General features: G+C 44.4%; 7 protein-coding genes and 1 pseudogene. 5 read left to right on the plus strand and 3 right to left on the minus strand.

The window, feature by feature from the left end; genetic code table 11:
- Positions 1-567: RNA-guided endonuclease InsQ/TnpB family protein (locus tag PX482_RS12020; RefSeq protein WP_288094659.1), on the plus strand; the 567-nt coding region annotated here is incomplete at its 5' end.
- A gap of 19 nt (positions 568-586) precedes the next feature.
- Positions 587-940: pseudogene (locus PX482_RS12025) on the plus strand (M48 family metalloprotease); the annotation flags it as partial.
- On the opposite strand, the gene PX482_RS12030 reads toward PX482_RS12025, so the two are convergent.
- The gene (locus PX482_RS12030) at positions 941-1,783 is read right to left on the minus strand and encodes an alpha/beta fold hydrolase (RefSeq protein WP_002798344.1); all 843 of its coding nucleotides are present in this window, start codon (positions 1,781-1,783) and stop codon (positions 941-943) included.
- Positions 1,784-1,841: 58 nt separating this feature from the next.
- Here PX482_RS12030 and PX482_RS12035 point away from each other — a divergent pair, with 58 nt between their 5' ends.
- Positions 1,842-2,735, plus strand: coding sequence for an alpha/beta fold hydrolase (locus tag PX482_RS12035; RefSeq protein WP_002759967.1), 894 nt, complete (start codon positions 1,842-1,844; stop codon positions 2,733-2,735).
- Positions 2,736-2,751: 16 nt separating this feature from the next.
- On the opposite strand, the gene aroH is transcribed toward PX482_RS12035, so the two are convergent.
- On the minus strand, positions 2,752-3,153 hold the full coding sequence (gene aroH / locus PX482_RS12040; RefSeq protein WP_002759969.1) for a chorismate mutase: 402 nt from the start codon (positions 3,151-3,153) through the stop codon (positions 2,752-2,754).
- A 68-nt stretch (positions 3,154-3,221) separates the two neighbouring features.
- Positions 3,222-4,043, minus strand: a complete 822-nt coding sequence (gene sppA / locus PX482_RS12045) for a signal peptide peptidase SppA (protein WP_002759971.1) — start codon at positions 4,041-4,043, stop codon at positions 3,222-3,224.
- 835 nt (positions 4,044-4,878) lie between these two features.
- Here sppA and glnA point away from each other — a divergent pair.
- Entirely contained in the window at positions 4,879-6,300 is a 1,422-nt protein-coding gene (glnA, locus tag PX482_RS12050; protein ID WP_002759972.1) for a type I glutamate--ammonia ligase, read from the plus strand.
- Between the two features lie 37 nt (positions 6,301-6,337).
- Positions 6,338-6,469, plus strand: coding sequence for a hypothetical protein (locus tag PX482_RS12055; protein ID WP_288027510.1), 132 nt, complete (start codon positions 6,338-6,340; stop codon positions 6,467-6,469).
- Positions 6,470-6,648: the final 179 nt, after the last annotated feature.

Below are 6,648 nucleotides of genomic sequence, written 5' to 3' on the forward strand. Positions count from 1 at the left end.
AAGCAACGGATAAAAGTAGCTAGGCTTCATCTTAAAGTGTCAAGACAACGTAAAGACAAAGCAATTAAAGACGCTTTGGCGTTAGTCCAGTCTAATGATCTGGTAGTTTATGAGGCTTTAAAGGTAAGAAACTTAGTCAAAAACCGTAAGCTTGCCAAGTCGATTAGTGATGCTTCTTGGTATCAATTCACTGAATGGTTGAATTATTTTGCCAAGATTTATCGGATTGTCTGTGTTGCTGTTCCTCCCCATTTCACGACTCAAGATTGTTCAGTTTGTGGGACGAGAGTTCAAAAATCATTAAGCACTAGAACTCATCAATGCCCCAATTGTAAAACAGTCTTAGATAGGGATCATAATGCAGCAATAAATATCCTTAAAAAAGGGTTGCAATACTTGGGAAATCATCTCAACGGTACTGTTGGGCAAACAGAAACCGACCCAAACGCCTTGGGAGAGTCCGGCCTCTGGATTCTTAATGGAGACATTGAGAATCTAAGCTGTCTCGTTGAACAAGGAATTTCTAACAGCGATGTGGAAAGAGTCCCCCGTCACAGCGTAGCTTGACGGTGGGAGTATGTCAAGCAATGCTGCCCTCGCCCAAGGACTTCTCAGCGCGGCGGGATTAGACACAAAAACTTGGGTACAATTGGCAGTCAATCTCGCCTATAATCTGCCCAATAGTCGCAAGGATGAATTAGAAGCGGACCGACTGGGTTTAAACAATCTAGCTGAGGCTGGTTATGCAGCCAAGGCGATGATCTCCTTGATGGGAAAATTAGCACAACAGGGGGGTTCTACCCCGACAATTCTCAGCACCCATCCTGCTACAAGTGATCGCATTTTGGCACTACAAAAACAGCTTAATTCGGTTAATAACAGGCAGAATCAAGGTTTAGACGAGGATTATTACCAATTGCAGATTCGTTCTCTCCGCTAATCAGACAATTTCCTGAACAGATAAAAACTCGGCCACCGCTTGATTAAAACTTTCAGGTTCCCCTAAAAATGCCCAATGATTACCCGGTATCTTTTTAATCTCTAGAGAAGTTAAATACTTTTTATAAGATTGAATTTGCCAAGCAGTGCGATTTAATCCCTGTTGGGGAAGGATTAATAAACTGGGAATATCTAAAGTTTTAGTTAATCCGGCAAACCCCATGACATCCTCAAAAATTTCCCCGCGTGCCGATAAAGTGAATTTACCACTCCAACTGCCATCAGCTTTTTGTTCAATGGCATTTTTAAACACCTCTTGCTGTAGATTTGACCAACCTTTATATTGTTTTAATTGACGAGCGATCGCCTCTATGCTCTGATAACTATCAAAGGAGCGAGTAATCTTTAAAAAGGGCAAAACTTGATAGAGAATTGGAAAAGTTATCCTAATCCAACTAGGCATTTTATCGATAAAAAAGGGATCGACTAAAATTAAACTCTTAAATACTTCCGGCTGTTGAGTTGCCCAAATTGCCGCTATTTTAGCACTCCAAGAATGACCTAAAATATGTGCTTGCGTCCAACCTAAATGATTAATTAAAGCCCTTAAATCGCCGATATAATCCTGAAAGTGATAACCGGTTGCCGGTTTACCGCTTTCCCCATGTCCCCGCAAATCTGGGGCAATAACTTGATAATTTGAGCTTAAATAATCGCCCAAGCTTGACCAAACCAAAGCATGATCCGCCATGCCGTGCAATAATAATAGAGGCATACCTCGATCGCTCCATTGTAAATAGGAAATTTCCATCGAGTTATTGGTAAAAGTCTGGCGTTGTGGCATAAATTCTCGACTGATTTTTACTCTATAATTTACCTATCACTTAATAAAACTTCATACAATGGCACGACAATCTCCGCTCACTGGGACTAGCTTAGAACAATTGTCTTGGACATGGCAAGGTCACACCATCCCCTACACTGTGCGGGGAGAAGGACAACCCCTAGTATTAATTCACGGTTTTGGGGCATCTATCGGTCATTGGCGCAAAAATATCCCCGTTTTAGCGGAAAATGGCTATCAAGTCTATGCCCTAGATCTTTTGGGATTTGGGGGTACAGATAAGCCCGCTTTAGATTATAGTCTCGACCTTTGGCTGCGGCAAATACAAGACTTTTGGCGAGAAAAAATGGCAAAACCGGCGGTATTTATCGGTAATTCCATCGGGGGACTGATTACCTTAATGCTGATGGCAGAATCTCCCGAAATCACTGCTGGAGGAGTAATTATTAACTGTGCCGGAGGATTAAACCATCGTCCCGAAGAATTAAATTTGCCGCTGCGTTTAATCATGGCTGCCTTTACCGGTTTAGTTAGTTCTCCCGTGACAGGAAAGTTTATTTTTGGACAGGTAAGGCAGAAAAATCGCATCCGTAACACCTTAAAACAGGTTTATCGGGATCATACCGCGATTACCGAGGAATTAGTCGAAATTCTCTATCAACCCTCCTGTGATGCGGGTGCGTGGGGAGTGTTCGCATCGGTGTTGACGGCACCCCCCGGACCTTCTCCCCTGGAATTATTACCGCAAATCGATCGCCCTTTATTGGTACTCTGGGGAGAGGATGACCCTTGGACACCGATCGCCGGTTCGGTAATTTACCAAGAAAGAGCTAAAATGGGAAATAATACCCAATTTTATCCGATTGCCAAAGCTGGTCACTGTCCCCACGATGAACATCCCGAAAAAGTTAATCAATTAATTTTGAGTTGGCTGTCGGAAATGGGGATTTAGTCAGTTATCGAAGATTTTAGCGATTAATAGTTACTGGAGAAATCTGCCAATCGGGGCGAAGATTTTTCGCCCCTTGCAGATAGACGTGCTGCATTTCGCTTTGCAGTTTGGGAGTATTAACGTGGAGAATTACGCGAATACACTTGTCCAGACTACCAACGACGTGCATCTGTTGCACATCGAGGAGGGGGACATTTTGCCAATGGGGACGTTCGCGAGCGATAGCGGCGGGGAAAATCGCGTCTAAATCCTGAGTTGCCGTAAAGATAATACTAACAATATCATCGGGATCGAGACTATTGTGGATTTCGATCGCTTCGAGGAGTTCTGTTACTGCTTCTCGTATAGCTTCAATAGTATTAGCCGTTACTGTCGTTGCTCCCCGAATGGCTCGAACCTTCCACTGCACGATTGTCATCCTCCGCTAATCCTGATGAGTCAATTTTAGGGGTTAACGCGCCCTTTTTCTCGACTTTAATCTGGCCATCAGGGTCGGTATAACCACAATAGTTGTCCGTTAACTTCCAATTCAAATTCTAGGCGCTGTAGGGTTTTTTGTAATCCTGGGGGTATTGGGGAACGATTGCCCGTCAGACGACTGAGGAGGGGTTTCGGTTCTTCGATAGTCTGACATTTAGTTTTATCTGGGGGTAATCCTGCCAATTCTAGCGCCCAAAGTCGGGCATCTTCCTCGGTTCCCAAGCGATCAACCACTCCTAATTCTAACGCCTGTTGGCCGGTAAAAATGCGCCCATCGGCAAAACTTTTCACCTGATTGACATCTAAATTTCTCGCTCCGGCGACGGTTTGCAGAAATTGCTGATAACTGGTATCGATCATATCCTGGAGAATTCTTTCTTCTTCATCAGTTAATTCTCGATCGAAGGAGAGAATATCTTTATAGGGGCCAGATTTAATCACTTTAAACGAAACTCCCACCTTATCCAACAATCTTTCCAGATTGTTCCCTCTGAGGATAACACCGATCGAGCCAGTAATCGTGCCGGGGTTAGCCATAATATAATTGGCCCCCATACCGATATAAACGCCGCCAGAGGCGGAAATATTGCCAAAACTAGCGATTATTTTCGTGTTTTTTTGTAACCGCTTCAATGCTTCATAAATTTCTTGGGAATCCCCCACGGTTCCCCCGGGGGAGTCAATGCGGAGAAGTAGGGCGGGATATTGCCTTTCTTTGACGATTTCTAGGGCTTTTAAGACTCTTTTGCGGGTATCGGAGGCAATTGCACCTGTAATTTCTATTCGAGCGATTTGTTTGTGGGTTTTCGGTTTAAAAGGCCAGACCATCAGGTTTAAATATCTCTCAAAAAAGGACTCTTTCTAATCTAACGCTTTGATCGTTCCGGGTTAAGCAGACGTTATATTTCAGAATTTAAGGACAAAATGTCTGGTTAAGTGTTTGACATCCTCACGGCCAGGGCCGGACGGTGATGACCGGGCAGCTCGAACAAGATTTATTCAGCAAACCCTAATTAGGGCTGGCTGAATAATGGTAAAACCCTTTTAAAATAAGGCTTTTGACCTGTTAAAATCCGATGTTAGTGCCAGAATATAGGATTAGGACATTCAAAAAACTTGCATTATCCTTCTCTTAGTAGATAAACTGGTACAAAAAAGAAGGGCAACAAAGCCTGAAACGACCGGCTACTGACGACCGGCTACTGACTCCTAACCCCACCAACAAACTTTTTGCCGCAGACCCTAAGTAGGGTTTGCTGAATAAATCTAAAAACCTTATCCAACAAGGTTTTTAGACTTTTTTCCCCTCAAAAAGTGCCGACCATTGGAGTGATTGGGGGGAAAATTCCTGGACTTTTTCCCTGAAAATTAGCTAATTGACCACCTGAAAATCGGTAAAACCCCACACCCCACACCCCACACCCCACACCCTACCCCCACGAAAAACTTTTTGCCGCAAACCCTAAGTAGGGCAAGGGGCAGTAGAAGCTGATGGGCAAATCGCCATTCGGAGCAATTACCGACCTGAACAAGGAAATTACAGATTTTTTCAAGCTAGGATCAAAGATTTTGTATCGAAAAATACAAAACTGGTCAAAGTGACTGTTTAGGATGGATTTTTTGAGAAGCTTAAGAACCGATTCATACGTCAAAGGAGTTTTCCATGCCCGAAACGCCACAAGAAGTCTTGAAAATGATTCAGGACAACAATATTAAGATTATCGACCTGAAATTTATTGATATGCCAGGTATCTGGCAACATTGCTCGTTCTACTACGATCAAATCGATGAAAGCTCTTTCAGCGATGGTGTTGCCTTCGATGGTTCCAGTATTCGCGGTTGGAAAGCAATTAACGAATCCGACATGGCCATGGTTCCCGATCCTACCACCGCTTGGATCGATCCCTTCTACAAGGAACCCACCCTAAGCATGATCTGTAGCATCAAAGAACCGAGAACCGGTGAATGGTATAGCCGCGATCCTCGCTCTATTGCTCAGAAAGCGATCGATTATCTTAGCACTACCGGTTTAGGTGATACCGTATATTTTGGACCGGAAGCGGAATTTTTCCTCTTTGATAGCGCTCGTTTCGACCAAACCGCCAACGCAGGCTATTACTACATGGATAGTGTCGAAGGTCGTTGGAATAGCGGTAAAGACGAAAAAGACGGAAATCTTGCCTATAAACCCGCCTACAAACAGGGTTATTTCCCCGTTAGTCCCACCGATACCTCTCAAGATATTCGCACGGAAATGCTCTTAACCATGGCCGACTGCGGAGTTCCCATCGAAAAACATCACCATGAAGTCGCTACTGGTGGTCAAAACGAGTTAGGGATTAAATTCTCTACCCTAGTACGGGCTGCCGACTACTTGATGACCTATAAATACTGCATCAAGAACGTGGCCAAGAAATACGGTAAAACCGTCACCTTTATGCCTAAACCCATCTTTGGTGATAATGGTTCCGGGATGCACGTTCACCAGTCTATCTGGAAAGATGGTCAACCCCTGTTCGCTGGGGATAAATACGCCGGACTTAGCCAAATGGCACTGCACTACATCGGTGGTTTGCTTAGACACGCTCCCGCACTCTTAGCTTTAACTAACCCCACCACCAACTCTTACAAGCGTCTCGTCCCCGGTTTTGAGGCCCCTGTAAACCTGGCTTACTCCCAAGGTAATCGCTCCGCTTCGATTCGGATTCCTTTATCGGGAAGCAACCCGAAAGCCAAACGTTTAGAATTCCGCTGTCCTGACGCGACTTCTAACCCCTACCTCGCTTTTGCAGCTATGCTCTGTGCCGGTATCGATGGGATTAAAAATCAAATTGAACCGGGGGAACCTCTCGATGTGGATATCTACGAACTCAGTCCCGAAGAATTGTCAAAAATACCCTCTACCCCCGGTTCTTTAGAAGCAGCTCTGGAAAGTCTCGAAAAAGATCACGCTTTCTTGACCGATTCTGGTGTCTTTACCGAAGACTTTATCCACAACTGGATCACCTACAAGCTCGATAACGAAGTTAACCCGATGCGCTTACGTCCTCACCCCTACGAGTTCTCTCTCTACTACGATGTCTAAGGTTTGATTGACCAATCATTAATACTAGGGGAGGCTTTTGTCTGCCCTTTTTTTTCCGAATCAGCAAGTCAGTCCCGATGAAAAAATTTTCACCACCGCAGATGAAAGAGGTTTCCTTCCCCACACCCCAACCCCCAGGAAACACTTTTTGCCGCAAACCCTAGTATAATCCCTTGCTGCCAATTAAGTAGGGAGGCACAATTATTTGTAGGATGGGTTAGCGGTAGCGTAACATAATCGGGCGTTGGGTTTCATGCTTCAACCCAACCTACGTTCATCTTATATTTAATTCCACCCACCCACTTAGCATAAAATAGGATTAATTGACCAGAATTTTGGGGCGATAGT

The organism is Microcystis sp. M53602_WE12 (genome assembly GCF_030065455.1).
Lineage (GTDB): Bacteria > Cyanobacteriota > Cyanobacteriia > Cyanobacteriales > Microcystaceae > Microcystis > Microcystis aeruginosa.